The organism is Streptosporangium sp. NPDC023963 (assembly GCF_040639135.1).
Classification (GTDB): Bacteria; Actinomycetota; Actinomycetes; order Streptosporangiales; family Streptosporangiaceae; genus Streptosporangium.
On sequence record NZ_JBEZZK010000001.1, the window covers coordinates 136,010 to 160,938 of the forward strand.

Below are 24,929 nucleotides of genomic sequence, written 5' to 3' on the forward strand. Positions count from 1 at the left end.
GGTCGCGGCCCGGCCGGTAAACTTGGGGTCCGTGTCGGCTCTCCGACGGGATGGGCACCATGAACGAGCGGTTGACCGTCGTGATCGGGTATCCGCAGTCGGAGCTGCTGGACATCGCCTCGGTGACCACGCCGCTCCACATGGCCAACCAGCTGGGGGCGGCTCCCCCCTACCGGACACGTCTCGCCACCTCGGGCGGCAGGCCGTTGCCCTGCGACTCGGGCCTGACTCTGGAGAGCCAGGTGGCCCTCGAACGCGTCACCGGCCCGCTCGACACCCTGGTCGTCTCCGGCGGGATCGGCCACGAGGCCGCCGCGGGCAATCCCGTGCTCCTGGCGCACATACGCCGGCTGGCCGCGGTCAGCAGGCGGGTGGCGTCGGTGTGCACGGGCGCGACCCTGCTGGCCGCCGCCGGGCTGCTGGACGGGCGGCGCGCCACCACGCACTGGAGGTACGCGGGAACGCTCGCCGCCCACCACCCCAACGTCACCGTCGACCCGGGCCCGCTCTACATCCGCGAGGGCCACGTGTCGACCGCGGCCGGCGTCACCAGCGCCCTGGATCTGACGCTCGCCTTCGTCGAGGAGGACCACGGCCCCCGCCTGGCCCGCATCGTGGCGCGTGCCCTGGTGACCTACCTGCAGCGGCCGGGCGACCAGGCGCAGATCAGCATGTTCGTGGGCGCGCCGCCGCCGGAGCATCCGCTGATCCGGCAGGTGGTCGACCACGTCGTCGGCAACCTCGACGGTGATCTGAGCCCCGCGACGCTGGCCGCCAAGCTGAACGTGAGCGAGCGCCACCTGACCCGGCTCAGCCTGGAGTACCTGGGCAGGACGCCCGGTCGCTTCATCAGGCACGCGCGCACGCAGGCGGCCGAGCGGCTCCTCGTCTCGTCGTCGCTCTCGGTGGCGGACATCGCGACCCGCTGCGGGTTCGGCTCCACCGAGAGCCTTCGGCAGTCGTTCGTCACCGAGTTCGGCCTCTCCCCCGCCCGCTACCGCCAGGCCCGGGCCAAGGGCTCCGGCTGAGGGATCCCGGGACGGGGTGCGGGCCCGCCTCGACCGCCGCCGGTCCCCCGGTGGCCCGTACGGCACCGGAGCCGGTCCCCTCCGATGGTCCGCACGGGTCCGCACAGGTCCGCACGGCGGGAACCGGCCCCCTCGCCCGTCCCGAGCGCTAGGAACCTCCCGCCGGCGCCGGTCGCCGCTTCGGCGGTCCGCTGGGCATCTCCCCCGTCTCCTTGAGCTGCCGCATGCTCGGGCTGTCGGACCTGCTGACCTTGCGGCGGTAGACGGGGGTCCGGGGGTCGGGCAGCAGCCCCTGGAGGGTGAACATGGCACGCATCCCGAGCTTGACCAGCAGCTGCCCCAGCGGGTGGGGGTCCTCCAGCTGCTGCACCCTGCGCATGTTCTCGGGGATGACGGTGAGCATGAGGGTGCGGCCCACGCCCCGCAGGGGGCGGGGGAACCAGCGCTCGCAGAACTGCCGGATGAAGGCGTCGCTCGCCGTGTGGCCGTTCCTGGTCCTGGGCCACTGGCGGGCGTCGTACTCGTCGGCGAAGTTCACCATCTGGTAGAAGTCCTCGGGAAAGTCCTTGACCGCGGCGCCGCCCTCGACGGTGACGTGCTCGGACAGGGCTCGGGCCCAGTTGTGGTAGGCGATCTGAACGCGCTCGGGGTATCCGGGCAGCCCGCACAGCTGCTGCAGGCGATGGGGCAGGACGGCCAGCAGGCACAGGCCCTGCACGTAGTCCTCGTTGTGGGCGAACGCGCCCGGTATCCCTTTCGCGACCGCCCCGTGAATCCGGTTGAGCAGGTCCATCGACCGTTTCACCGGCTCGCTGTCCGGCGGGTACAGGTACCACGTCCACAGGAAGTACGCGCTGTCCTCGAAGCGCCGCTGCGGCTGGTGGACGACCTTGCCGCCGAAGATGAGCGCGTCACCACCGTGGGTCGGCATGGTCACGTCCATGAAGTTGACCACGTACCCGATGTTGAGCAGGAACTCGTTGAGCCGGAAGACCGCCGTCAGCCGCACGATCTCGTGGTAGTCGGTCTCCGGGTCCAGCCGGTCGATGTGCCGGTCGAGCCACTTGTAGCCGCGCGGCCTGGGCAGGGCTTTCACTCTCCCACCGCCTTGGGCCTGGCGAGCGGCGCGACCAGGGCGTCGAACCGGTCGTGGAGCGCGTTGTACTCGCGGGTGAGCAGCTCCAGCCGGTGCCGGAGATGTCCGACCTCCCGGAAGAGCCCGGAAACGATCAGGTCCGTCTCCGGCGTGCCGTGCGGCGTCGCCCGCCGGCCGGGGCGCGCGGCACCGTCGAGTTCCGCCGCCCGGTTCAGCACCTCCTGCACCCGCTGCTGGAGGGCCGGGCTGGGCTCCAGGCCGAGCTCACGCGACAGCCGCGCGCGCAGCCTCTCGTAGACCGCCAGAGCCTCCGGCTGCCGGCCGCTGCGGTACAGCGCGACCATCAGCAGGTCGTGGAACCGCTCCCGGAAGGGGTGCTCGCCGACGAGCGCCTCCAGCTCACCGATGATCTCGGCGTGCCGGGCGGTGCGCAGGCTCGCGTCGTACAGTGCCTCCAGTACGGCCAGCCGCTTCTCCTCGAGCTGGATCGCGAAGGTGGCGCAGATGTCGCCGCAGACGGCGTCCTCGAGCGCGGGACCGCGCCACAGGGCCAGTGACTGGCGCAGCAGGGCCACGGCGCGGTGAGGGTTCATCGCGACGACGGCCCTGCCCTCGTCGGCGAGCTCGGCGAACCGGTCCGCGTCGGTGGCCTGCCGCCCCGGCCGCATCACGTATCCGGAATCCTGGGTGAGGATCACCCAGTCGGTGTCGTCCCCCGTTTTCGGCACGTCCATGAGGCGGCGGAGCCGGGCGATCGTGGCCTGGAGCGAGTTGACCGCGGTGGCCGGCGGGTTCGCGCCCCACAGTTCGTTGATGAGCCGGTCCACCGGCAGAACCTGTCCCGCCCTGATGACCAGCGTCGCCAGCAATGCGCGCTGCTTCCGCCCCGGCGGAACGAAGCGGCGATGTCGTTTGTCGTCACAGATCTCTACCGGGCCTAAAATGCGAAACTGCATCTCTTGCCACTCTCTGAAAGAGTTCGGACGTTCCCCGTTGGTTTTCGCGCCGGTCGGCACGAAGGATTCTTCGTCGTTCCTTGCAGTGACGACGGTAGTCATCACGGCTCTGAATTGCACGCCGAGACTTCGATCGATGACCATTCCTCCAGCCTCGCTCCAGGTAAATCGGCGTGAGCTGGACGGATACCACGATCTCCGACGCCTGCTCACGTTCACCGGGCCCGTGCCGCCGCCCGCTCACCCGACGAGACGAGCGCGCGCGCCACCTCACCCGCAGAAAACTTACTCGTGATTTGACAGCCCGTAAGAACAATTCCCTGGAAGGCGTTCCCGAAGGTCGAAGAAAACACCGGACCCTGAGACGACCACCTGCCACGGGAAATCACTGGACACGCATTCCTCTTTCCCCGTTCCGTACATCGGCAAAGGATTCAGAAACACAAAGGAATGACCACGCGCCATCACCGGGAAAGGCCGGCCATGAGCGTTTCCGAGAAATTCGGCCCCGGCCTGGGGGAACCCGGGCCGGACCGGGTGCCGGCGCGCGGGACTCCGGCGAGTCCCAGACCCGTCCCGAATTCGCGCGGTCTCGCCACGAGCGACGGATCAGGGGTTGCGACGTGTCCGGTGACAAGAATCCACCTTCACCTGTCGGGCGATCGTTATGCGGCCGGAGTAATCGGGTCGCCCCGTCTTTCACGGCCCGCGCCGGGTCGATCCGGCGTCGATCGCGATCCGCCGGCCCTGGAAGGGACCGGAGGACCCGGGCGATTCCCTTTCCACAGGACGCTCCCCGCGTAACGCGCGCACCTGACAAGGACCGGGAAACTCATCGACGGGGACGGCCGTTCGCGGACGCCGTCCGGCGACACCGGCATCGGCCCGCCGGCCTACACGTCCAGGGTGATGCCGTAGGAGTCGAGCCAGGTGTTCATCTGCAGCGTGTTGTCCAGCAGGTTGCGCTCCATGCGCCCGCCGGGGCCCCTGCCGTCCGCCCTGAGCCGCGCCTTCTCCTGGTCGAGCAGGGGATACAGCGGCGAGTTCGGGTCGGCGAGCACCCGGCCCAGCTCCTCGTTGGCGGCCTGGTCGTAGGCGGGGTTCTGGGTGGAGGGGTACGGGCTCTTGCGGCGGTCGAGGACCGACCGCGGCAGCAGGTCCGCGGTGGCGGCCCGCAGCAGGCTCTTCTCCCGCCCGTCGTGCGTCTTCATCGCCCAGGGGACGTTGAAGACGTACTCGACGAGGCGGTGGTCGCAGAACGGGACGCGCACCTCCAGGCCGCAGGCCATGCTGGTGCGGTCCTTGCGGTCCAGCATGAGCTGGAGGAAGCGGGACAGGTGAAGGTGGCTGATCTCGCGCATCCGGCGCTCCAGGCCGGTCTCGCCCTCCAGACGGGGCACCTCGGCGAGGGCCTCGTGGTAGCGCTCGGCGAGATAGTTCTGCAGGTCGAGCTTCTGGAGCAGCCCGAGGTCGAACAGCGCGGTGTGGTCCATGGACCCGTACGCGGCCCACGGGAAGACGGGGGCGTTGATCACGTTCGGGTCGTGGAACCAGATGTATCCGCCGAACAGCTCGTCGGCCGACTCTCCGGAGATCGCGACCGTGGAGTGCGCGCTGATCGCCTTGAACAGCAGGTACAGCGAGGCGTCCATGTCGCTCAGGCCGATCGGCACGTCGCGCGAGTTCAGCACGGCCCGTCGTACCGACGGGTCGGCGAGCCGCGCGGCGTCCAGCTCGATGTCGGTGTGCTCGGAGCCGACGTGGCGGGCGACCTCGGCCACGAACGGCGCGTCGAGCGTGCCGCGCATGTCGTCCGCCGTGAAGCCCTCCCCCTGGCCGACGAAGTCGACCGCGAAGGAGCGTACGAGCTCCCCCCGGGCGCCGAGCTTCCTGGCCGCCAGGGCGGTCAGGACGCTGGAGTCCAGGCCGCCCGACAGCAGGACGCACAGCGGGACGTCGGAGACGAGCTGGCGCTCGACGATGTCCTCCAGCAGCCCTCGCACGGTCTCCACGGTGGTCTCGAGGTCGTCGGTGTGCGGGCGTGCCTCCAGCCTCCAGTAGCGCCTGGAGATCAGGCCGTTCCTGCCGACCTTGACCACCTGGCCGGGGAGCACCTCGAGCATGCCCTGGTAGACCGTCCGGCCGGGGATCCTGGTGAAGGTCAGCACCTCGCGCAGCCCGTCGATGTCCATGCCGCGCCGCACGAGCGGGTTGGCCAGCAGGGCCTTGGGCTCCGAACCGAAGAGCACGCCCGCCGGGGTGGGGTGGTAGTACAGCGGCTTGACGCCCAGGCGGTCGCGGACGAGCACCAGCTCCTGGCGCTCCACGTCCCACACGCCGAAGGCGAACATGCCGTTGAGACGGTCGGCGCAGTTCTCACCCCACTCCAGGTAGGCGGCGAGCACCACCTCGGTGTCGCTCGCCGTGTGGAAGCGGTGCCCTCTGGCCTTCAGCTCCTCGCGCAGCTCGCGGTAGTTGTAGACCTCGCCCGAGTAGGTCAGGACGGCCACCACGCGGCCGTCCCGCTCGGCCTTCATGGGCTGGGCGCCGCCCTCGATGTCGATGACCGCGAGCCGGCGGTGCCCGATGCCCGCGTGGGTGTCGGCCCACACGCCCGCGTCGTCCGGCCCCCGGCAGGCCATGGTCTCGGTCATCGCGCGCAGCAGGTCTCGTTCCCTCGTGAGGTCACGGTCGAAATCCACCCATCCGGTTATGCCACACATACCGGGTCCTCCTTCTGGTGAGCGGTTGGGGCAGGCGCCTACCGGCCGAAACCGACAGGAAGCTTGTACGGCCCGCGGAAGGTCGGCATGACCGACCGTTCGATCTTGTCGGTCCGCAGGCGGGGCGCGGGAACGCGCTCGACGAACGCCTGGACGGCCACGTCGTGGACGAGCTGCCCCAGGCGCGCCCCGAGGCAGTAGTGGGCGCCGTGTCCGAAGGCGATGTGCCTGACCCCCGCCCGGTCCAGGTCCAGCCGGTCGGGGTCGGCGAACTGCTCCGGATCGCGGTGGGCCGCGCCGATCCAGACGTAGATCTCCTGCCCCGGGCCCATCTCGTGGCCGCCGAGCTCGAAGGGTTCGCGCACCCGCCGCTTGGTGAGCTGGATGGAGGCGTCGTAGCGCATGAACTCGGCGGTGGCCGCGGGCACCGCGCCGGGGTCCGCCCGCAGCCGGTCGTACACGTCGGGGTGGCGCAGCAGGTGGAGCAGGGTGTTGCCGATCTGGTGCGCCGTGCTGATCTGGCCTGCGGTGAGCAGGAAGGCGAGGTTGCCGTTCAGCTCCTCCGCGTCGGCGAATCCGCCGCCGGTGTAGTGGTCGGCCAGGGTCTGCAGCAGGTCCTGGCGCCTGCCCGCCGCCCCCTTTCCCGGCCGTTCCGCGACGTGCCCGGCGAAGAAGCGGAGGTATTCGACGACCCCGCCGAGCAGTTTCTCGTGGTGCGTACGGCTCAGCGGCCCGTCGTCGATGAGCAGCCCCAGGCTCAGCATCCAGGACAGGTAGCGCTCGTCGAAGGCGGGGATGCCCAGCACGCCGGCGAGGCTGACGGCCGGGAGCGCGAAGGCGAAGCGGTCCATCGCGTCCAGCTCGCCCGACTCACCGGCCACGGCCGCCTTCAGCAGGTAGTGGGTGAGCCTGACCACGTCCTCGCGCATCTCGTCGACGCGGCGCCGCAGGAAGGGCCGGGTGAGGTGCTGTCTCAGGCGGGTGTGCTCCGGCGCGTCGCTGACGACGATCTGCTGGTCGATCGCGCGCTGCGCCGAGGCGAGCTCCGGGTCCGCGGGGAGCCGGTCCGGGCCCCAGTGCGGCCGCCTGGCCGACAGCCGGGGGTCCATGAGCGCGGTCTGGGCGGCGGCGTAGCCGGTGACCATCCAGGCCCCGTCGTCGCCCATCTTGTCGTCCCAGTAGACCGGGTCGGCCTCGCGCACCCGCCGGTACAGCGGATACGGGTCGTCTATGTGCTCCTGGCGGTAGATGTCCGCCATCGTGATCTTCATCGGGATCGTGCCCTCTCTCCCCGTCAGGCGCCGAGTTCCGGTTCGCGCAGTGTCAGAACCACCCGTGCCGTGCCGCTGTCGACGACGTGCCACTCGCGCCCGCCGGGCAGGCCGACGACGAGGCCGGCCGAGGAGGCGTCGGCGTGCAGGGCGACGCGGCCGATCCGCAGCCGCCGGCCCGGGCCCGTCGCGACGGCCCGGACGATGTTCTCCACCGCGGCGACGGGCAGCCGGTTGCCCGGCACCAGGTCGGCGATCCACAGGTCGGCCGGCGGGCAGGGCGGTACCTCCGCGCTCAGCGTGCCGTCGCGGTCGCGCCGCCACCCGCCCGCCGCGATGAGCGTGCCCCGCCAGTCCAGGCCCTGCGGGCGCGCGCCCTGCACGGGCCCCGCCGTCGCGGCCGTCGCGGCCGTCGCGTCGCCGGCCACGGGCACAGGTACGGCGGGCACGCTTTGCGCGTCGCCGGGCACGGGCACGGCGGGCACGCTTTGCGCGTCGCCGGCCACGGGCACAGGCACGGGCACGGGCACGGCGGGCACGCTTTGCGCGTCGTACCCCGCCGGGTCGTATCCCACGACCATCCGCGCCACCACCGCGCCGTCCCCCGGCCTGCGGAAGACCACCGAGGTGCTCCAGCGGCCCCCGGTCTCCGCGCCGGCGCACTCCCGGTCCAGGACCAGCTCGCCGCCGTCCGTCGCCAGGCCCCGCAGGTCGATCCGGACGTCACGCAGCTCGCACGGGACGAGCACCGGTCCCTGCTCGGGCACCGTCCACTCCGCCGAGCGCAGCGCGTTCTCCATCAGCAGGCTCACCGGGAGCGCCGGCCTGCCGTCGACCAGGAAGTCGCCGAGGGCGGGCACCGCTTCGCCGTCCAGCCGCAGCCGCGCGACCAGCCGCGCGGGCGGGCGGTAGTCGGCCGGCCGCCCGAGGTGGAAGATCCTCCCGTAGGCGAGGTCGAACCCCGGGAGCGGTTGCTCGATCACGAACTGGCCGGCCTGTACCGGGCGCAGCTCCCTGCCGAGCCGCCCCAGGAACGTCACCTCGCCGGAGGAGGACAGCAGCTCGCGGCACCACAGGTCCAGGCCCTGGGCGGGATCCAGCGCCGTCATGTACCGCAGCGCGGCGTCCACGTTCGTCGAGGCGCTCAGTTCCTGCCACAGGGGCCAGCACGTGGTGAGCACACGGAACCCGCCGGCCCGCCGGGCCCACAGGCCCAGGCGCGCCAGCGCCTCGTTGCCCGCCGCGTAGTCCAGCTCGCCCACCATGCCGCCCAGCCGGCCCGTGAGGGATCCGGCGTTGCAGAAGAAGGCGAGGTCACGGTCACGGACGGCGTCGAACACGCGGAGGAAGCCGGTGACCTTCACCGAGACGCCCGCGAGGAAATCCCTGTCGGTCTTGGCGGGCAGCCTGGCGGGGCGGTCCACGCCCGCGATGTACACCACGCCCGTCAGCCGCGGGCCCAGCGAGTCCACCAGGGCGGACACCGCGGCGGGGTCGCCGAGGTCGCAGGGCTCGTACCTGACGCGCAGACCCTCCTCGGCGGCCGCCCGCAGGTTCCGCGCCAGCTCCCGCAGCCGGGACAGCCGGGCCAGCCGCTTCCTGGTCTCGCGGAGCGTGCCGTCGCGCGCGGCCCGGCGCATCAGGTCGTGACGGTGGTCGTCGAAGCCCTCGGGATCGAGGCGCAACCACTCCTCCGTTCCCTCGGGCGCGGCGCGGCGCCCGGTGACCACGACCTCGCAGCCGTGCCGCCTGGCGAGCTCGGTGGCCAGCGCGTAGCCGATGCCGACCCCGCCTCCGCAGACCAGGACGACGTCTCGCGGGCCCGGTGCCGCGGTGGCGGGCGGCGCCTCGCGGACACGCGGCGCGAGCGTGTGGCGCACGCCGTCGACGTAGCCGACCTCGCAGAGCCCCCACCGGTACAGCTCCCGGGCCACGATGTCCGGAAGGTCGGGCTGCCTCGGGTCGGCGACGTCGACGACCCGCGCGTTGACGTTGGGAATCTCCCGGTGGAGCGTCTTGGCCAGGCCCGCCCAGATCCCGCCCAGCGGCTGGTGGGCGGCCGTCTCGCCGTACCCCATGTGACCGCCCTGGTAGGTCACGGCCAGATAGCCCAGGCGGCGGCTGTCGCTCTCCGCGGCCCAGTCGTCGTAGCAGTGCCGGAGCACCGCCAGCGTGCGGGTGAGCGGTTTCTCCCAGCTCGCCGCGTCGGTGGGATCGAACGGGTCGGCCAGCGTCAGGTCCACGACGGCGTCCGGCACGCCGGGGTCGCCCGGCTGCCAGGGGATCGCGCCGGCCCCTGCGAGGCCGGCCGTGACCCGCTCGGCCGTGCCGTCCAGGCCGCCGACGACCGCGATCCGGCGGCCCGCCAGGTGCCGCGGCCCGCACGGCGGAAGCGGCGGGGCGGGGGCCGGTTCCCAGACGTAGCGGTGGACGGGCGTGGTGCGTGTCATGAGCCTCACGCACCCCTCTTGACGAGCCGCATGCGGATGCCGCGCGCCGGTCTCAGGGACACCAGGCCGACCGGCGTCACCTGCTGGGCGGGGACGAGGCTCAGGTGGTAGCGGCGGACGAGCATCGCGACGGTGAACTGGATCTCCAGCAGCGCCATGTAGTAGCCGACGCAGCGCCGCGCCCCGCCGCCGAAGGGAAGGTAGGTGTACCTGGCCGGGCCGCGGCCGGCCGGGCAGAACCGCTCGGGGTCGAACGCCTCGGGGTTCTCCCAGGCGCCGGGGTCGCGATGGGCGGCGTAGGGCGGGATGAGCAGGGTCGTCCCCGCGGGGATGTGGTGGCCGCCGATGACGTCGTCCTCGACCACGTCGCGCGGGAACACCCAGATCGGCGGGTGCAGCCGCAGCGACTCGTCGACCACCTGGCGCAGGTACGGCAGGCCGGGCAGGTCGCCGGGCGTCGGCGCCCGGTCTCCGAGCACCGAGTCGAGCTCGGCCTCGAGCTTGCGGCGCACGTCGGCGTGCTGGGCGACGGAGTAGAGGGTCCACGCCAGGGCGCAGCCCGTCGTCTCGTGCCCGGCCATGAACAGGGTCTTGAGCTCGGCCCTGATCTGCCGGTCCGGCCACGGCCGCCCCGTCTCCGCGTCGGTGGCCTTGAGCAGCGCGCTGACCAGGTCGTCCGGATCCCCGCCGCCGGCGCGGTGCAGGGCGATCACGTCGTCCATCACCCCGTTGAGCACGGCCTGGTGGCGCCTCAGGTCACGGCGGTACCTCGTCGGCACCCACCGCGGCAGCATCTGGCTGACCTCACCGGTGAGGATCATGGCCTTGAGCGAGAAGCGGACCGCCGGTGCCAGCTCGGCGTACCTGTCACGCAGGTCGACGCCGAAGAGCATCCGGCTGAGCACGCCCATCGCCAGCCACATCATCTCGTCGACGAGTTCGATCTCCTCCCCGCGCTCGGCCGGCCCCTCCCAGCGGGCGATCAGCTCCTCCGCGCACGAGGTGATCACGCCCGACGCGCCGTGCAGCCAGGCCCGCTGGAAGAACGGCTGGCTGATATCGCGGCGCGCCCTCCACTCGGCGCCGTCCGTGGTCAGCATGCCGCGGCCCATGAAGAGGTTGAAGCCCTGGTAGAAGCGGCCACGCCGGTAGTTGTCCGGGTTGTCCTGCAGGACGTGCTTGATGAACTCCGGCCCGGTCAGCTGGTGGACCAGGTACGGGCCGAGCCGCACGCGGGCGATGCCCCCGTATCCCTGCAGTTCGGTGATCAGGCTCAGCGAGTCGCGCTTGAAGCTGCTGAGCGCGCCCATCAGGTGGCGACCTTCCGGCCCTGGCGCGGGAGGTGCGGTCATCGTCCATCTCCTGCAATGGCCGCGAGGGCCGAGTCGGGTGTGTGGAACTCTCCGGTGTCCACGCTCAGGTAGCCGAGGACGGTCGCGGTGATGTCCTTGATCTGCGCCACCACCCTTCCGTCGGGTCTGGCGGCCACGAAGCGGTTCTCCACCGGGCCGTCCGTCTCCAGGGCGAACCCGGCCGGCGTCGCGTAGAGCTCGATCGGCCCCGAGCCGGCCAGCGACAGGTCGTTGGCCTCCTGGTAGAGGTCGATGCGGCGGATGGACAGGGGGGCGGCCACCGGCACCAGGTGCCCGCCGATCAGGTTCAGCACGCCCATGCGGGCCATGCCGTCCAGGAGCAGGCTCGGCATCGCGAAGCGGGACCACACCGGGTCGTCCCGCCGGAGGGACGGCGCGAACCTGGCGCGCTTGCCCCTCGGGTGCAGCCGGGTGCCGGCGGTGGTGACGAACGGCCCGGTGAGCAGGACGGGGGCGTTCGGCACGTGGTACGGGTCGGGAACGGCCACCTCCGCGGCGTCGGGCGCCCACGGGGTGATCCGCGGCGTCACGCCGAAGGTCGCCGCCAGCAGGACGCGCGCGCTGAAGTGGACGCTGCCGGTGCTCAGGACGACCCCGCCCGGGGCGACGACGTCGGTGACCAGCCGCACGTCGACCGTGACGAGGTCCCCGGTCGCGTGCGCGACACGGGCGTGGATCCGTTTGGGGACGGGGTCCACGCTCTCGAAGATCCGCAGGAACCTCTCGAAGCGGAGGTCGGTGAAGCCGATGACCCGCAGGCCTGGCCGCAGGGACCGCGCGGCCTCCGCGGCGATCTCGGTGATGAACGTGCCGGGCAGGGTGGGGTGCCCGTTGACGGCGTGGTGCCGCAGATAGCCGTCGCTCGACAGGTCGAACCGGCACTCGTAGGTCACCGCGTCGCTCTCCCGCGCCACGAGCCTGCGCAGGTAGAAGGGAGAGGAGCTCTCCGGCCCGGCGAAGAACGCGGGGTAGAACTCCCCGACCGTGCGCCGCTCCGCCTCGCCCAGGTAGACGACGTGCGCCTCCGGCGTTCCGGTGTGCAGCTCGCGGACGAAGTGGTGGACGCCCTCGGCCGCCGTCATGGGCGTGTAGAAGCCGCGCCGCTCGTAGTAGTCGCTGACCAGGGGTGAGGCGCCCATGCCGACGCCGCCCCACAGCGTCCAGGCCAGTGTGACCTCGGCGGCGCCCTCGGCGGCCGCCGCGTAGGCGGACGCGGCGGCCAGGTGGTCGTTCCCCGAGGCGTAGTCGGCCTCGCCGCGCTGGCCGAAGAAGCCCAGGAGCGAGCCGAAGCTGCACCACAGGCCGGGCGGCCGCCCGGCGAGGGCGCGCTTGAGGTTGCGGTGCGAGACCAGCTTCAGGTCACGGACGGCCCTGAAGGTGCCGAGGTCCTTGTCGGGCATCAGCGCCGACCCGTTGCGCCCGGCGGCGTTGACGAGCAGGTCGATGTGCCCGCCGTCCGCCAGAACGGTGCCGACGGCCGCGCGGACCGCGTCCGGGTCGGTCACGTCGCAGGTCAGGTAGCGCACCCGGTCCGGCCCGCAGTGCTCGATCATGACGTCGAGGTTGCCGCGCGCGGCCCGGGCGTCGGCCATCCGGTCGTACTCCCGGCTGAGCACCCCGACGGGCGTGCCGGGGCGGGCGCCGAGCTGGGCACGCAGGTAGGCCTTCCGTCCCGCGGCGAACTCCTCCTCGCTCGCCTCGAACACCTCGGGCGGGTAGTCGTCGATCGGGTTGCTCCCCACCAGGTAGAGCCTCGGCCTGAACCGCTCGGCGAGCGCCTTCATCAGCTCGGCGGTGATCCCCCTGGCGCCGCCGACGGCCAGGACGACCGAATCCTCGGTGAGCCGGACGGCGGTCCCGTCGCCCACCTCGGCCGGCCGCTCGACCAGGGTGAACACGCGGCGTTCCCCGTCGACGTCGAAGACCACGGGCAGCGCGCGCTCCGTGCCCGACTCGCGCTCCGCCGCCCGCACCGCCGTACGGACGTCCCGGGTGCCGGTGGCGAGCATGAAGCGGGCCGAGTCCGGCGACTCCAGATGGGCGACCTTCGTCAGCCCGGAGAACAGGCCGGTGTAGGGGTGCGGCACGCCGCCGGGCACCGCGCCGAGCAGCACCGTCGTGACGGAGGCCGCCGGGCAGCGGCGCAACACCAGGAAGGTGAGCTCGTGGAGCGCCTCCAGGCCGGGCGCACCGGCGGCGACGCATTCGGCGGGCGGCGCGGAGGCCGTCAGATCGGCCAGCACCCGCACGTGCGAGGGGACCCGCTCGCCCAGGACGGCGTCGACGGCCTCGGCGGTGACCTCGGCGAGATGGTGCCACCCCGGCCGGGACGCCGTGAGGGGGGCGCAGGACACCACGCGCGCGCCGGGGGGCAGGGAGGAGAGGCTCTCGGCGAGTTCCGGCCGGTCGACGAGCACCAAAACGCCGTCGGGAAGGAAGGGCTCGCACTCCCCGGTCACGGACGCGGGCGCCGCCACCAGTTCCGGCACGTGCCGTCGCACCTCCACGGCGGCGCCGGGGGCGTACCGCCCCGGGTCGGAGAACCCGGCGGCGAGCACGGGTTCCGCGTCCCGCACGGCGAGCACGGGTTCCGCGTCCCGCACGGCGGGCGTCAGGTGGACGGCGGGTGCCCCCGGCTCGCCGGAGCAGGCGACGCGCACGGCGGCGGCGTCGGCGGAGTGCAGCGCGCGCAGGATCGCCATGCCCCCGGAGGCACCGAGGTAGCGGGCGTTGTCCGGCGCGCCCGCACCGCAGTCCACATCGGTGCGGGCGTCTGCCCGGCCGTCGACGGATCCGCCGGCCGAGGTGTCTGCCCGGCCGTTGACGGACCCGTCGGCCACGGCGCCCGCCCGGTCCTCGGCAGGGCCGCCGGTCGAGGTGTCGATCCAGCCGAGGACCGGCAGGCCCGCCTCGGCCGCCACCCGCTCACGGGTGATCGCGAACAGGAAGGCCCCTTCCGCGGCCACCGGCTCCCCCGCGCCCGCGAACTCGCGGACCAGCAGGGGCAGCAACTCCGGGAGGTTGTTGCCGTTGATGCCGCCGACCAGCGCCAGGTCGACGTCTCCGGTGCGGAGGTAGCGGCAGGCGACGTCGAAGGAGGACAGCGCGGAGGCCAGGCCGGAATCGATCACCAGGTTGGGGCCGTGGAAGCCGAAGTAGTTCGCCACGCGCGCGGAGACGATGTTGGGCATCATGCCCGGGAAGGAGTCCTCGTTGGCGGGCGGGATGAGCCGGCCCGTGTCCTCGCGCAGGCCGTCGACCAGCGCCGGGAGCAACGCGGAGGAGACCAGGCGGGGGTTGGCCGACAGGGTGCGGTCGATGCTGTCGAGATAGCACCGGTTGGCGTACAGCATGCCCGCGCGGGTGGGCCCGAGGTGCCCGACGAACACCGCGGTGCGCTCGGACAGGTCCGTCCAGGCTCCGCCCAGCTGCGCCTGGAGCTGGTGGCCGCATTCGAGGACCATGAGCTGGCAGCGGTCGATGGTCCGCACCGTGCGCGGGGGCAGGCGCACCTTCTCGAATCCCGGCACGGGGTAGACGTCGCCGAAGCTCGCGTCGGGACCCGCGCCGTCACCGCGCAGCCAGGCCGTCACCGCGTCCCGGTCGGGCAGTCCCGGCAGGTGTGCCGCCCAGCCCACGATCGCGAGGCGATCGCGGTCCGCGCGCGGGGCGGGGACCGTCCTCGCGGCGGCGGGGGGCGGCTCGTCGACGACCAGGTGGGCGTTGGTGCCGCCGAACCCGAATCCGGAGACCGCCAGCGCGCGCCTGCGGCCAGGGCGCGCGGGCCAGTGCCGTGCCTCGGTGGGGATGTACAGGCCGGACTCCTCGATCCTGAAGTCCTCGGGGGGCGCGGTGAAGCGGAACTGCGGCGCGATCGTCTCGTGGCGCATGCCCAGCGCGCCCTCGATCACCGACACCAGACCGGCCGCCCACCCCGTGTGCCCGACCAGGGACTTGTTGGAGGTGACCGCGCAGGTCCTGTCGCCGTGGTATCCGCGCAGCGTGGTGAACTCGGCCAGATCCCCGGCCGGGGTGCCGGTCGCGTGCGCGATGATCCAGTCCACGCCGTCCGGTCGCGCCCGCTCCATGGCGAGGGCCTGGCCGTCGGGGTTGGGCGCGTAGACCGCCTTGCCCTTGCCGTCGGAGGAGGTGCCGATCGTCCTGATGATCCCGTGAATCCGGTCGCCGTCCGCGCGGGCCCGGCTGAGGCGCTTCAGCACGACCACGGCGGCGCCGTCGGCGAAGATGACGCCGTCCGCGTCGGCGTCCAGCGCGCGCACCTCTCCCCGCTTGGAAAGGCCCTGCAGCTTGGAGAAGAGCACGGTGCCGCGAGGTCCCAGCGCGAAGGCTCCCCCGCACACCGCCACGTCGGCGTCGTCGGCGAGCAGCGTCTTGGCCTCGATGTCCACCGCGTAGAGGGAGGAGGAGCAGGCCGTGTCCACCATCTGCAGCCTGGTCTCCGGCGGGAGCACCCCTTCCACGGCCAGCCGCCCCACCTGGTACGGCAGGAAGCGCGACGGATCCGCTCCGGCGCCCCGGCGGTAGCGTCCGGCGAGCGTGCCGTCGAGCTCCTCGAGCAGGCTCTCGCGCTCCGCGTCCGCCAGGTCCAGGCCCGCGAGCAGCCGCTCGGCCCTGGCGGCCACCGCGGCCAGTACGCCCGCCTCCTCCAGGTGCTGGTTGCCGTCGGGGGTGTAGCCGATGCTGCACGAGAACCGGTCGCCCGGCCGGGTGGTGACCTCCCGCATCGCCTGCACCATCGAGTGGCGCAGCCACGCCGTGGTGAGCTCGTGCTCCTCGGCGCCGCCGGTCTCGTCGAAGGTGCCGGGGCCGGGCTGGAAGCCGGTGATGAAGACGCAGCGGTCCTGGTACGACTTGTCCTCGGCCGCGAGGTCGTCGGAGTGGAACTCCTCACTGGCCCAGCGGTCGGCCGGCACCGGTACGAACAGCTCCTCGCCGTCGAGCCGGAGCCTCCAGTACTCCTCGGGGCTGTTGGCGCCCGCCACCGCCAGGCCCATGCCGACGATGGCGACACCGTCCGGCTCATCCCGCACGGTACCGTCCGGCTCATCCCGCACGGTACCGTCCGGCTCATCTCGCACGGCACCGTCCGGCTCATCCCGCACGACGCCGTCCGGTTCGTCCTCCGCGACCGGCTCCACCGGCGGCGCGGCGAGCATGCTCGTCCCGAGGGACAGACCGCCGTCGGCCAGGACGACCTGGCCTGTCATCCAGCGGGACTGCTCACCCGCCAGGAAGGCCACGACCTCGGCGAACTCCTCGGGCGTGCCGAGGCGGCCCATCGGCGTCGCGCGCCTGACGGCCTCCTGCATCCGTGCCGCGTCGGGGAACCGATCGGCCACCTCGCTGACCAGCATGGCGGCCGAGGCCGTGTTCACGCGGATGTTGCGCGGGGCGTACTCCGCCGCCAGATACCGGGTCAGCGCCTCCATCGCCGCCTTGGCCGGCGCGCAGGCGAAGTAGTTGGCCATGACGAACTGGGCACCGCCGAGGGCCGAGACGTTCACGATCGACCCGCGGCCCCGCCGTTCCATCAGCGGCAGCGCGTGGCGGGCGCACTCCAGCGCCCCCTTGACGTTGGTGTCCCAGCCCTTGTCGAGGTGCTCCGCCGTCACCTCGGCGAGCGGCAGCAGTGCCCCGGAGGCCGCGTTGTTCACCAGGATGTCGAGGCCGCCGTGACGTTCCCCGATCGTGGCGAACATGCGCTCGACCTGCTCGGGCCTGGCCACGGAGGCTCTGATCAGGTCCACCGGGTACCCGACGGCGGTCAGTTCCGCCCTCGTCGCCTCGGCCTGCTCCCGGGCGTGGAAGTAGTTCACGATCACGTGCGCGCCACGCCTGGCCAGCTCGGTCACGATGGCCTTGCCGACGTTCCTGGCGCCCCCGGTGACCAGCGCCACCTTGCCGTTCAGCTCTCCCATGGACATGGCCGCTCAACGCCCGGCCGTGGCGTGCTCGTCCAGCATGGAGCGCACGTAGCCGATGACCTTGCCCATGGTGGCGACCTCGTCCAGCCGGAAGTTTCCCGGCCTGGCGGGCAGTCCGTACCTTTCCGAGACCCGGGCGAGGAGCTCCACCTGCTTGACGGAGTCGATGCCGAGCTCTGCCTCCAGAAGGACGTCGTCGGTGAACACCTCCACCGGGTATTCGAGGGCCTCGGCGTACAGCTCGCGGAGCTCGTCGCCGAGGTCGGCCGTCGAGTCCGCCGCCGGGGCGGGCTCGGCCGGGCCGTACTGGGCGAACTCCTGGCGGATCCGGTCGAGGATGGCGCCGCCCCGCTCCGCCCAGAACGCGGTGAGCCGCTCAGGGTCCGCGTCGGGCAGCAGGCCGCCGGGCATGATCGGAGCCGCGCCCAGCAGGCCCAGACCGCGCAGCCGCGCGGCGGCGCTGTCGATCGACTGGTCCGCGTCGCCCACACCGGGCACCACGACGGGGTCCGTTTCCGCGAGGTTGCGCCTGACGAGCTTGCCGAGTACGCCGAGCGCGCCGCACTCCACGAACGTGCGCACCCCGTCGGCGTGCAGGGCGCGCACCGCGTCGGCGAAGCGCACCGGCTCCACGAGGTGGGCGGCCAGCACGCCGCCCAGGTCCTCGTCCCGCCCGTAGTAGCGGCCGGAGATCGCCGAGTAGACCGGCAGGCTCGGTGCGCGCGCCGGGATCCTCCTGACCGCGGCGGCGAAGGGAGCGACCGCCCCCCGCAGGAGCGGGGAGTGGAACGGCACCGCGGAGTCCAGCCTGCCGAACGAGACGTTCAGCGACCCGGCGACCTGCCGGAGGAGGTCCATCGCCGTCTCCGACCCGGACACCACACTCTGCGCCGGATGGTTCTCGGCCGCCACCGCCAGCGACCCGTCGGCGATGAGGTCGATGAGCAGCCGCGCGCGGGCGGGGTCCGCGGACAGCGCCGCCATGTAGCCCCCGCGCAGGTCGAGGCTCTCCACCGCCCGCACCCGCTGCCAGATCACCCGGGCGCCGTCGGCGACCGTGTAGACGTCCGCGCACGCCAGCGCCGCGATCTCGCCCAGGCTGTGGCCGGCCAGCGTGTCGGGCCGCCAGCCCAGCTCGGAGAGGGCGCGGAAGACCGCCACGTCCACGCCGTAGACCGCCAGCTGCGAGACCCAGTGGTCGTCGGCCAGCAGCCCCGCCATGGTCGCCGGTTCACTGCCGAGGACGATCTCCGACAGTTTGCGACCGCCCTCCGGGGCGGTCACCGTGTCGATCTCCGCGAAGACGGCACCGATGGCCGGATAGCGCTCCGCGGCGGCGAGCAGTGCCCTGCCGTCGAAGGCGCCCTGTCCGGGGAAAAGCCCGGCCGATTTCGCCGCGCGACCCTTCATCGTGATTCAACTCCCCTGGTTGGTTCTCACCGTTGGTTGCCGCTGTTCGGCGGTCGCAGAATCAGGCAGGTGGTCGTGGCGTGCGCGCACAGGTCACCGGAGGCGTCGGTGACCCTGCATTCGGCGGTGGCCGTCCTGCCGCCCAGATGGATGACCGAGGCGAGGCATCGGAGCGTCCCGGAGTGCACGCTCACCTGACGGACGAAGTTGCTCTTGACCTCGAGTGTCGAGTAGAGCACTCCGGCCGCCAGCATCGTGTGGACCGCGCAGCCCATGACCGTGTCCATCAACGTGACGAGCACGCCCCCGTGCACACCGCCGAACGGGTTGTAGTGGTACTCGGCGGGTTTCATGACGCCGATCGCGTGCCCCTCCGCCACCTCCGTGAGGCGGAAGTTCATCATCGAGCACGCGGGCGGCGGCGGCAGTTTCCCCTCGATCAGCGCGTTCATGCAGTCCAGGCCGCTCATCGACAGCCCCTCGCGGGCGAGGATGCCGGGGTCCTCCCAGGAGATGACGTGCTCGCGAGCGCCTGCCGCCCGGCTCATCGCCCGCTCTCCCCCGGTGCGTGGCCGACCTTCGGGCCGGCGCCGAGGAAGGTGACGCCTTCGGCGATCGGGTCGCCGGCGACCCGGAGACCGGTCCCGCCGGTCACCGCCGTTTTTCCGGAAAGTCGCAGATCCATTTTCCGCTTCTCCTATGGATTGGATCCGAGTTCCACCTGTGTGGATGATTCCGAAAATATCGGCCGCCAATAACCTGGCACTCATTTGTGATTCACGGGCCATTCATCGCCCGTCAACTCGGGCCGGTGACCTCGCGGTCCACGAGGTTCTTCCGTCGAGACGGGGCGGCGGGAGTCACCGCGCGCACCGGCGGGGAACACCCGGCGAGGATGGGACCACGCGCAGAGGCGGTCGGTCAGGGTCCGGGCCCTGTGGCGGCGGGGCCTCACGTGGCGATCACCGGCTCTCCCACGCGATCCGGGGACGCCGGCGAACCGCGAGCGAGCCAGGCCGGGTGTTTCCGTGCAGCCCCGCCTTCCGGCGGACGCCGCCGGCGTCAGCCGGTGTGGGCCAGTCCGGGCCTCGCGGCCCTGACCTCCGTGACGTCAAGCTCGGGCAGGCCGGCGAGCATCGCCTGGTGCAGCTCGCGTACCATGGCGGAGGGCTCGATGCCGAGCTCGCGGACGAGCGTGGTCCGCAGCCGGCGGTAGGCCGCCAGCGCGTCGCCGCAGCGTCCCGAGCGGTACAAAGCGATCATGAAGTGCCTGCAGAGGCTCTCGTTGTCCGGGTGCTGCCGGACGAGAACGGTGAGCTCGCTGAGCACCTCCTGGTGCCGGCCCAGATGCAGGTCCGCCTCGATGCGCCGCACCAGGGCGCAGAGCCTGGCCTCCTCCAGCCGCTCGATCTCCAGTCGCAGGATCGAACCGACGCCGATGTCGGCGAGCGCCGGCCCCCTCCACAGGGCGAGCGCCGACCGCAGCTTCCGCGAGGCCGCCACGTGGTCCCCGGAGTCCATGGCCCGGTAGCCGGCGAAGGCCTGGCGCTCGAACTCCCACATGTCCACCGACCCGCCCGTGGGGGCCAGCAGGTAACCTCCGGGCCGGGTGATCAGCACATCCTTGGGACTGCGACGGTGAAGCTGGCCGGACTGCAACAGCGCGGCCCTGACATGGCTGCGGATGTGGGCGATATATGTCTGCAGCGTTGTCTGAAAGCTCGGCGGAGGCGTATCCCCCCACAGTTCTTTCACCAGGGTCGCGGCCGGAATGACACGATCGGCGCGCGTGGCGAGCACAGCGAGAACCTGGCGCGGTTTTGCCGCCGTCGGAATGAAGGATATCCCCGCCTCACATGCCGAAAGCGTGCCGAGCACAGCTATCTTCATTCGACTCCCCTATACCCTGGACCCCGATCTTTCCCACCTTGTTCACTCCTTGGTAAGTGGAGGCCAGGTTGGTCGCGATTGTCAACAGCCTCGAATTCGGAATCGGCCGGCCGTCTCATCCGTCGCCGAGGACCGTGATCGGGACCGGGCCGTTCCGGACACCGGGCGGAGGCGGTGCTCCCCGAGCGCGGGCCGCGCTTCAGCTGTACGGCTCAGCTGTACGGCGCGCTGCGCAGCAGGCTGCCGCGCAGCCAGCTCCGCGAATCGACCGCGTCGTTCCGTGTCGCGAACTGCAGGAACTCCTCCGCCCGCGACGAGGCGGTCTCCACGGCGGGGTCCATGGTGATCGTGGTGAATCGTCGCTTGCCGCCGCCCCATCCGGGGCGGCGGGTGAACAGGTCGGGGCGGGCGGTGGCGATCACCAGCAGGGACACCGGCTCCATGTGGTCGGCGAGGTCGTGAACGAAGTCGAGCACGACGTCGTCGGCCCGGTGCAGATCCTCCACGATCATCACCAGCGGGCAGGTCCGGGCGATCTCCCCGAAGAACCGCAGCGCGGCGGCCCGTGAGTCGCCGACGGTGCAGGGCGGCTCCCGCTCCGTATCCGCCGCCACGAGCGGGCCCAGCAGGGAGATCAGCCTGTTGGACTTCTGCTCGCCCGCCGTGAGGTTCCACGGCGCCCTGGCGACCCTGTCTCCCGCCGTCCTCGCCGGATCTCCCCGCATGAGACCGCCGACCGACGCCAGTATCGCCTCCTGGATGGCCAGCACGTTGTCCCTGGCGAAAAGCGGCGCGTGGCCGATCAAAAACTGCGTCCGCTCCGGCTGCCCCATGACCCGGCGCTCGAACTCCATGATCAGGTGGCTCTTGCCGATGTTGGCCTCGCCCAGCAACGTCACGACGTGCGGCACCCGGCGATGCCGTACCCGTTCGAGCAGGCCGAGCAGGACGCTCAGCTCGAGCTCGTGATCGGCGACGGACGTCATGGGCGCCACGGGCGCCACGGGGCGCGGATCCGCCGCCTCGAGCCGCCATCGCGCGGGCGACTCGCCGACCGCCGTGTAGGTCATCGTCGCGGCGGTGACCCGTCTGGTCTCGTCACACGCCCAGATCTCACCGGGCGGGACGAGGGACAGCAGGGAGTCGCACTCGTCCAGCAGGGGCCCGTCGGCCGAGAGCAGGGCACCGGTTCCGTTCGGGTCGTAGCGGACGATCGCCTCCCCCGTGGTCACCGCCGCCTGGACGGTGACCCGTGGCGTGGACGGGCCGTTCCCGCCGTCCGCACCGGAAACCGCGTCGAGACCGCCGCGGATCGCCGCGGCGGCGCGCACCGCGTGCCGGACGTCCACCGCACGGTCCCCGGTGGCTCCGAACAGCGCCAGCGTCACCGATCCGATGGAGGCGACCGTGGTCCCGTCCATCGAGGCGACGACGTCCTTGATCAAGCCGGTGAGGCCCTCGCGCACCCGGTGCCCGTCACCGAGCTCGGGCTGGGCGCGGACCAGCAGGACGCTCACCTGGCGGCACTCGGTCTCCGGCCTCGCGGGCGGGGGTGGGGGCGGAGCCGGGGTTGAGGTGTCCACCGTGGTCAGCGTGATCGGCTCCGCCTGCGGTTGCGTGTCGGGAAGATCCAGCCCGGCGTCCTGGGCGAGGATGGCCTGCTGCAGCACCTGCAGTTCCCGGCAGGGCTCGAGCCCGAGATCCTCGACGAGGGCGGAGCGCACGCGGCTGTAGACGTTCAGCGCGTCGGCCTGGCGACCGCACCGGTACAGGGCCAGCATGAGCTGGCCGCACAGGCGCTCGCGCAGGGGCTCCGTCCGGACCATCGCCGTCAACGCGCCCAGCACGGACTGGTGACGGCCGCAGGCGAGTTCCGCCTCGAAGCAGTCCTCCGTCGCGTCCAGCCTGGCGTTCTGCGCGGAGGTGATCTCGGGCCAGGTGATGCCGGCCTCGACCAGGTCGGCCAGCACGGACCCCTGCCACAGCGAGAGGGCCTCGCGCAGCCGTACGGCCGCCGCGGCGGCCGAGCCGGCGGCCAGTTCGGCCCGCCCCTCCGACACCCACCGGTTGAACAGGTAGAGGTCGATCTCGTCGGTGTTCACGCGGAGCATGTATCCGGGTGGCTGGGTCAGCAACTCCACGGACTCGTCGGCGTAGGCGCGCGAACAGAGTGCTCCGCGCAGGCTCCACACCGCGTTCTGCAGGATCTTCCGCGCCGTCACCGGAGGCTCCAGCGACCACAGCGCCTCCATCAGCTGGCTGATGGGCACGGCCCTGTTCGCGTGAAACAGCAGGAACGCCAGAGTCGCTCGTTGCTTGATGCCTCCCAACGCGAGCCGCTGATCGCCGTCGACGGCCTCCAACGGGCCTAGCATGTGAAACCGCATCGCTTCCCCCAGACAAAGGGCCACACCCCGGATTCCCCACATGGATGTTCGCCGTGAGCGGACCTGGTGTCGTGACCAACCCCCTACTGCTTTTGGTGCGCTTTGCCCTCATATTTCCCTACGCCGCTGACCCCGGCCTGACTCCGTCCTGATCTCTCCCCACCGAGGGCGGACACGCGGACGGCCCGGGCCCCGTCACCCCGCGCCGTGGCACGGTCCACTGCGGGCGATGCGTCCTCCGGCTGACGTCAGATGATGTGCCTCAGCAGGGCGGCGGCCGCGGGCGACGGCGCCCGGAAGGCCCGGCGGCCGGATGACGGATCGCCCGGCCGGGCGGGAAGTCCACCGGGGGCCACCAGGACGAAGATCCTGCCCGCCTCGCGGTGATCCGGCCGGCGTTCCCGGTCCGGTCCGCCCGGGGAAAGTAATCGGACCACCTGAAAGCGGTAGGCCACAGGGAGATTCATTCAAGGTTTTGCACCAACCCGCACTCCACATTGTCGTGACTTTTCCGTTTCTTCAGATGATCGACTTAAGATGACCCTTATTGGCGCTCACCAAGGATGCCGATTTACCTGGGCAACATGCCGGGCTTGCCGTGGACAGAGGTGATGACGCTGTACTCCCGATGCCGACCCCTCACGACCGTCCATCCGTTTCGGACGTTTCATCCGGCCGGACACCACCCGCGGGCGCGACCGCGCCGGTACCGGCCTGGCGATCGTCCGAGAAACGGCCCGGGCCCGTCAGCGCCCGCGACGCTGAGCGCCCATCGATCAAGTGCTCCCCGCTTGAGGGAGTGAAAAATGAGCGTCAAACACTCCATTTCCCTTATAACGCGTATCACCCTGTTCACTGCTGCAACGGCGGCCCTGCTGTGCACGCTGGTGGCCACAGTGCTCATGGTCGCCATCCATCGTTTCGGTACGGAGTCGCTCACCGCGGAGATCGTCGCGGATGGCGGCCGGGTGGCCATGCAGGTGGAGGGCGACAAGGTGGCCTACCCCCTCGCCCGGAACCCGTTCCGCCACATCCAGGTCGTCGACTCGCAGAACCGGGTCGTCGTCTCGACCCCGAAAATGCGTGGCAAGCCGCGCATGGCGACGTTCACCCCCGGCAACAGGGCCGCCACCAGCTCCGTCGTGTGCGGCGGGGTCTTTCCTCCCGGCGAATGCGACATCGTGGTCGCGCAGTGGGCCTACCGGGAGGGCGGGAACTGGATCGTCTACTGCGCCACCCCCACGCTTCCCCTGTGGGTCGATCCGCGGCTGGCCGGGCTGGTCGGCGGGGCCGCGGTGGTGCTCACCGTGGCCATCACCTACCTCGGCCGCCGGATCGCCACCGCGTCCCTCAAGCCGGTGACCGCCATCCGGGCGGAACTCGACGAGATCAACGAGACCTCCCTCAGCCGCCGGGCGCCCGTGCCGTTCAGCGACGACGAGATCCACGATCTGGCCGTCAGCATCAACCACACGCTGAGCCGCCTGCAAACCGCGGTGGAACAGCAGCGCCAGTTCGCCTCGGACGCCTCCCACGACCTGCGCAGCCCCATCGCCGCCATCCGTGCCGAGGTGGAGGACGCCCTGCGCGCGCCCCAGGAGACCAGTGTGACCAAGCTCGGGCGCACCGTTCTGGGCAGCATGGAGCGGCTTCAGGCGATCGTGCACGACCTGCTGACCATCGCGCGGCTGGACGCGGGGAGCCCGGGCGTCCACGACGAGATCGACCTGGCCGAACTCGTCGCCACGGAGTGCCGGATGCGCCGCCACATGAGAAACAGCTGTGAGTTCTCCCTGGAGCCCGGCGTGGTGGTGATCGGCGACCGGTTGCGGATGGGCCGCCTCCTCACCAACCTCATCGACAACGCCGAGCGGCACGCCGACAGCAAGATCGTCATCAATGTGCGGCGGGCGCCGGGCGACGAGGACGACGGCCGGCGGTTTCCGCACGGCATCGCGGTGCTGGAAGTGATCGACGACGGGCCGGGCATCGATCCGGACAAGCGGGAGCTGGTCTTCCAGCGGTTCGCCCGGCTGGACACCGCCCGCAACAAGGACGCCGGAGGCACCGGGCTGGGCCTGCCGATCGCCCGGCAGATCGCCGAGACGAGCGGAGGCACCCTGCGGGTCGAGGACAGCCCCCGCGGCGCGCGTTTCGTGCTCCGCCTCCCGCTTCACGGGGACGCCGCGCTCACCCCACCTCGAGGCCCCGGCCTGCCGCTGAGGAGCGCGTCACCAGGTACGCATGAGGCGGCATGACGGGAAACGCGTGCTATTCGAGTGACGTCAGACCCGGTAATGCAGATATGACATAAAAAGTCCCCTTCGGGGGACGTCAGGCCTGGCGATAATGCCGATCGGCCCACCAGCGATATATCCGGCGTGACCCGGCGGGGAATTT

14 protein-coding genes and 1 pseudogene are annotated in these 24,929 nt (G+C 71.6%); 2 read left to right on the top strand and 13 right to left on the bottom strand.

The annotated features are described in order from the left end of the window. Positions 1-59: 59 nt before the first annotated feature. Positions 60-1,028: a helix-turn-helix domain-containing protein gene (locus AB0F88_RS00580; protein ID WP_362675780.1), complete on the top strand. Its 969-nt coding sequence runs from the start codon at positions 60-62 to the stop codon at positions 1,026-1,028. A gap of 148 nt (positions 1,029-1,176) precedes the next feature. Here the strand turns inward: AB0F88_RS00580 and AB0F88_RS00585 are convergent, their stop codons facing one another. The 13 genes and pseudogenes from AB0F88_RS00585 to AB0F88_RS00645 form a co-directional block, all read right to left on the bottom strand. Beyond that, positions 1,177-2,124, bottom strand: coding sequence for a hypothetical protein (locus AB0F88_RS00585; RefSeq protein WP_362675782.1), 948 nt, complete (start codon positions 2,122-2,124; stop codon positions 1,177-1,179). Beyond that, a complete protein-coding gene (locus AB0F88_RS00590) occupies positions 2,121-3,224 on the bottom strand; it encodes an AfsR/SARP family transcriptional regulator (protein ID WP_362675784.1) in 1,104 nt (367 codons plus the stop codon). The genes AB0F88_RS00585 and AB0F88_RS00590 overlap by 4 nt, the downstream gene beginning before the upstream one ends. Positions 3,225-3,973: 749 nt before the next feature. Beyond that, positions 3,974-5,803, bottom strand: a complete 1,830-nt coding sequence (gene asnB, locus AB0F88_RS00595; RefSeq protein ID WP_362675787.1) for an asparagine synthase (glutamine-hydrolyzing) — start codon at positions 5,801-5,803, stop codon at positions 3,974-3,976. A 38-nt stretch (positions 5,804-5,841) separates the two neighbouring features. Then, positions 5,842-7,074: a cytochrome P450 gene (locus AB0F88_RS00600; protein WP_362675790.1), complete on the bottom strand. Its 1,233-nt coding sequence runs from the start codon at positions 7,072-7,074 to the stop codon at positions 5,842-5,844. Positions 7,075-7,097: 23 nt separating this feature from the next. Further along, complete coding sequence (locus AB0F88_RS00605) at positions 7,098-9,524, bottom strand: KR domain-containing protein (RefSeq protein ID WP_362675793.1); 2,427 nt, start codon at positions 9,522-9,524, stop codon at positions 7,098-7,100. 5 nt (positions 9,525-9,529) lie between these two features. Next, on the bottom strand, positions 9,530-10,876 hold the full coding sequence (locus tag AB0F88_RS00610; protein ID WP_362675797.1) for a cytochrome P450: 1,347 nt from the start codon (positions 10,874-10,876) through the stop codon (positions 9,530-9,532). Then, the gene (locus tag AB0F88_RS00615) at positions 10,873-16,842 is read right to left on the bottom strand and encodes an SDR family oxidoreductase (RefSeq protein WP_362675799.1); all 5,970 of its coding nucleotides are present in this window, start codon (positions 16,840-16,842) and stop codon (positions 10,873-10,875) included. The genes AB0F88_RS00610 and AB0F88_RS00615 overlap by 4 nt, the downstream gene beginning before the upstream one ends. A 6-nt stretch (positions 16,843-16,848) precedes the next feature. Further along, on the bottom strand, positions 16,849-18,252 hold the full coding sequence (locus tag AB0F88_RS00620) for an acyltransferase domain-containing protein (protein WP_362675802.1): 1,404 nt from the start codon (positions 18,250-18,252) through the stop codon (positions 16,849-16,851). 26 nt (positions 18,253-18,278) lie between these two features. After that, entirely contained in the window at positions 18,279-18,800 is a 522-nt protein-coding gene (locus tag AB0F88_RS00625) for a PaaI family thioesterase (protein WP_362675805.1), read from the bottom strand. Then, positions 18,797-18,937, bottom strand: a complete 141-nt coding sequence (locus AB0F88_RS00630; protein WP_362675808.1) for a hypothetical protein — start codon at positions 18,935-18,937, stop codon at positions 18,797-18,799. Before AB0F88_RS00630 ends, AB0F88_RS00625 begins: the two co-directional genes overlap by 4 nt. A 377-nt stretch (positions 18,938-19,314) precedes the next feature. Beyond that, positions 19,315-19,872 (bottom strand): AfsR/SARP family transcriptional regulator, encoded by a 558-nt coding sequence (locus AB0F88_RS00635; RefSeq protein WP_362677879.1) that lies wholly within the window; start codon positions 19,870-19,872, stop codon positions 19,315-19,317. Between the two features lie 54 nt (positions 19,873-19,926). Then, a pseudogene (locus AB0F88_RS00640) lies at positions 19,927-20,142 on the bottom strand (helix-turn-helix domain-containing protein); the annotation flags it as partial. Positions 20,143-20,354: 212 nt separating this feature from the next. Then, positions 20,355-22,505 carry a BTAD domain-containing putative transcriptional regulator gene (locus AB0F88_RS00645; RefSeq protein WP_362675811.1) on the bottom strand — a complete coding sequence of 717 codons (2,151 nt, stop codon included), beginning with the start codon at positions 22,503-22,505 and terminating at the stop codon, positions 20,355-20,357. A gap of 830 nt (positions 22,506-23,335) precedes the next feature. Here AB0F88_RS00645 and AB0F88_RS00650 point away from each other — a divergent pair. Next, positions 23,336-24,787, top strand: a complete 1,452-nt coding sequence (locus tag AB0F88_RS00650) for a HAMP domain-containing sensor histidine kinase (RefSeq protein WP_362675814.1) — start codon at positions 23,336-23,338, stop codon at positions 24,785-24,787. The last annotated feature ends 142 nt before the right edge of the window (positions 24,788-24,929 follow it).

Excerpts from the sequence above, each read along its gene's own strand:
- AB0F88_RS00580 (WP_362675780.1), top strand. The coding sequence starts at position 60 with ATGAACGAGCGGTTGACCGTCGTGATCGGGTATCCGCAGTCGGAGCTG.
- AB0F88_RS00590 (WP_362675784.1), bottom strand. The coding sequence starts at position 3,224 with ATGGTCATCGATCGAAGTCTCGGCGTGCAATTCAGAGCCGTGATGACT.
- asnB (WP_362675787.1), bottom strand. The coding sequence starts at position 5,803 with ATGTGTGGCATAACCGGATGGGTGGATTTCGACCGTGACCTCACGAGG.
- AB0F88_RS00600 (WP_362675790.1), bottom strand. The coding sequence starts at position 7,074 with ATGAAGATCACGATGGCGGACATCTACCGCCAGGAGCACATAGACGAC.
- AB0F88_RS00605 (WP_362675793.1), bottom strand. The coding sequence starts at position 9,524 with ATGACACGCACCACGCCCGTCCACCGCTACGTCTGGGAACCGGCCCCC.
- AB0F88_RS00610 (WP_362675797.1), bottom strand. The coding sequence starts at position 10,876 with ATGACCGCACCTCCCGCGCCAGGGCCGGAAGGTCGCCACCTGATGGGC.
- AB0F88_RS00615 (WP_362675799.1), bottom strand. The coding sequence starts at position 16,842 with ATGTCCATGGGAGAGCTGAACGGCAAGGTGGCGCTGGTCACCGGGGGC.
- AB0F88_RS00620 (WP_362675802.1), bottom strand. The coding sequence starts at position 18,252 with ATGAAGGGTCGCGCGGCGAAATCGGCCGGGCTTTTCCCCGGACAGGGC.
- AB0F88_RS00625 (WP_362675805.1), bottom strand. The coding sequence starts at position 18,800 with ATGAGCCGGGCGGCAGGCGCTCGCGAGCACGTCATCTCCTGGGAGGAC.
- AB0F88_RS00630 (WP_362675808.1), bottom strand. The coding sequence starts at position 18,937 with ATGGATCTGCGACTTTCCGGAAAAACGGCGGTGACCGGCGGGACCGGT.
- AB0F88_RS00650 (WP_362675814.1), top strand. The coding sequence starts at position 23,336 with ATGAGCGTCAAACACTCCATTTCCCTTATAACGCGTATCACCCTGTTC.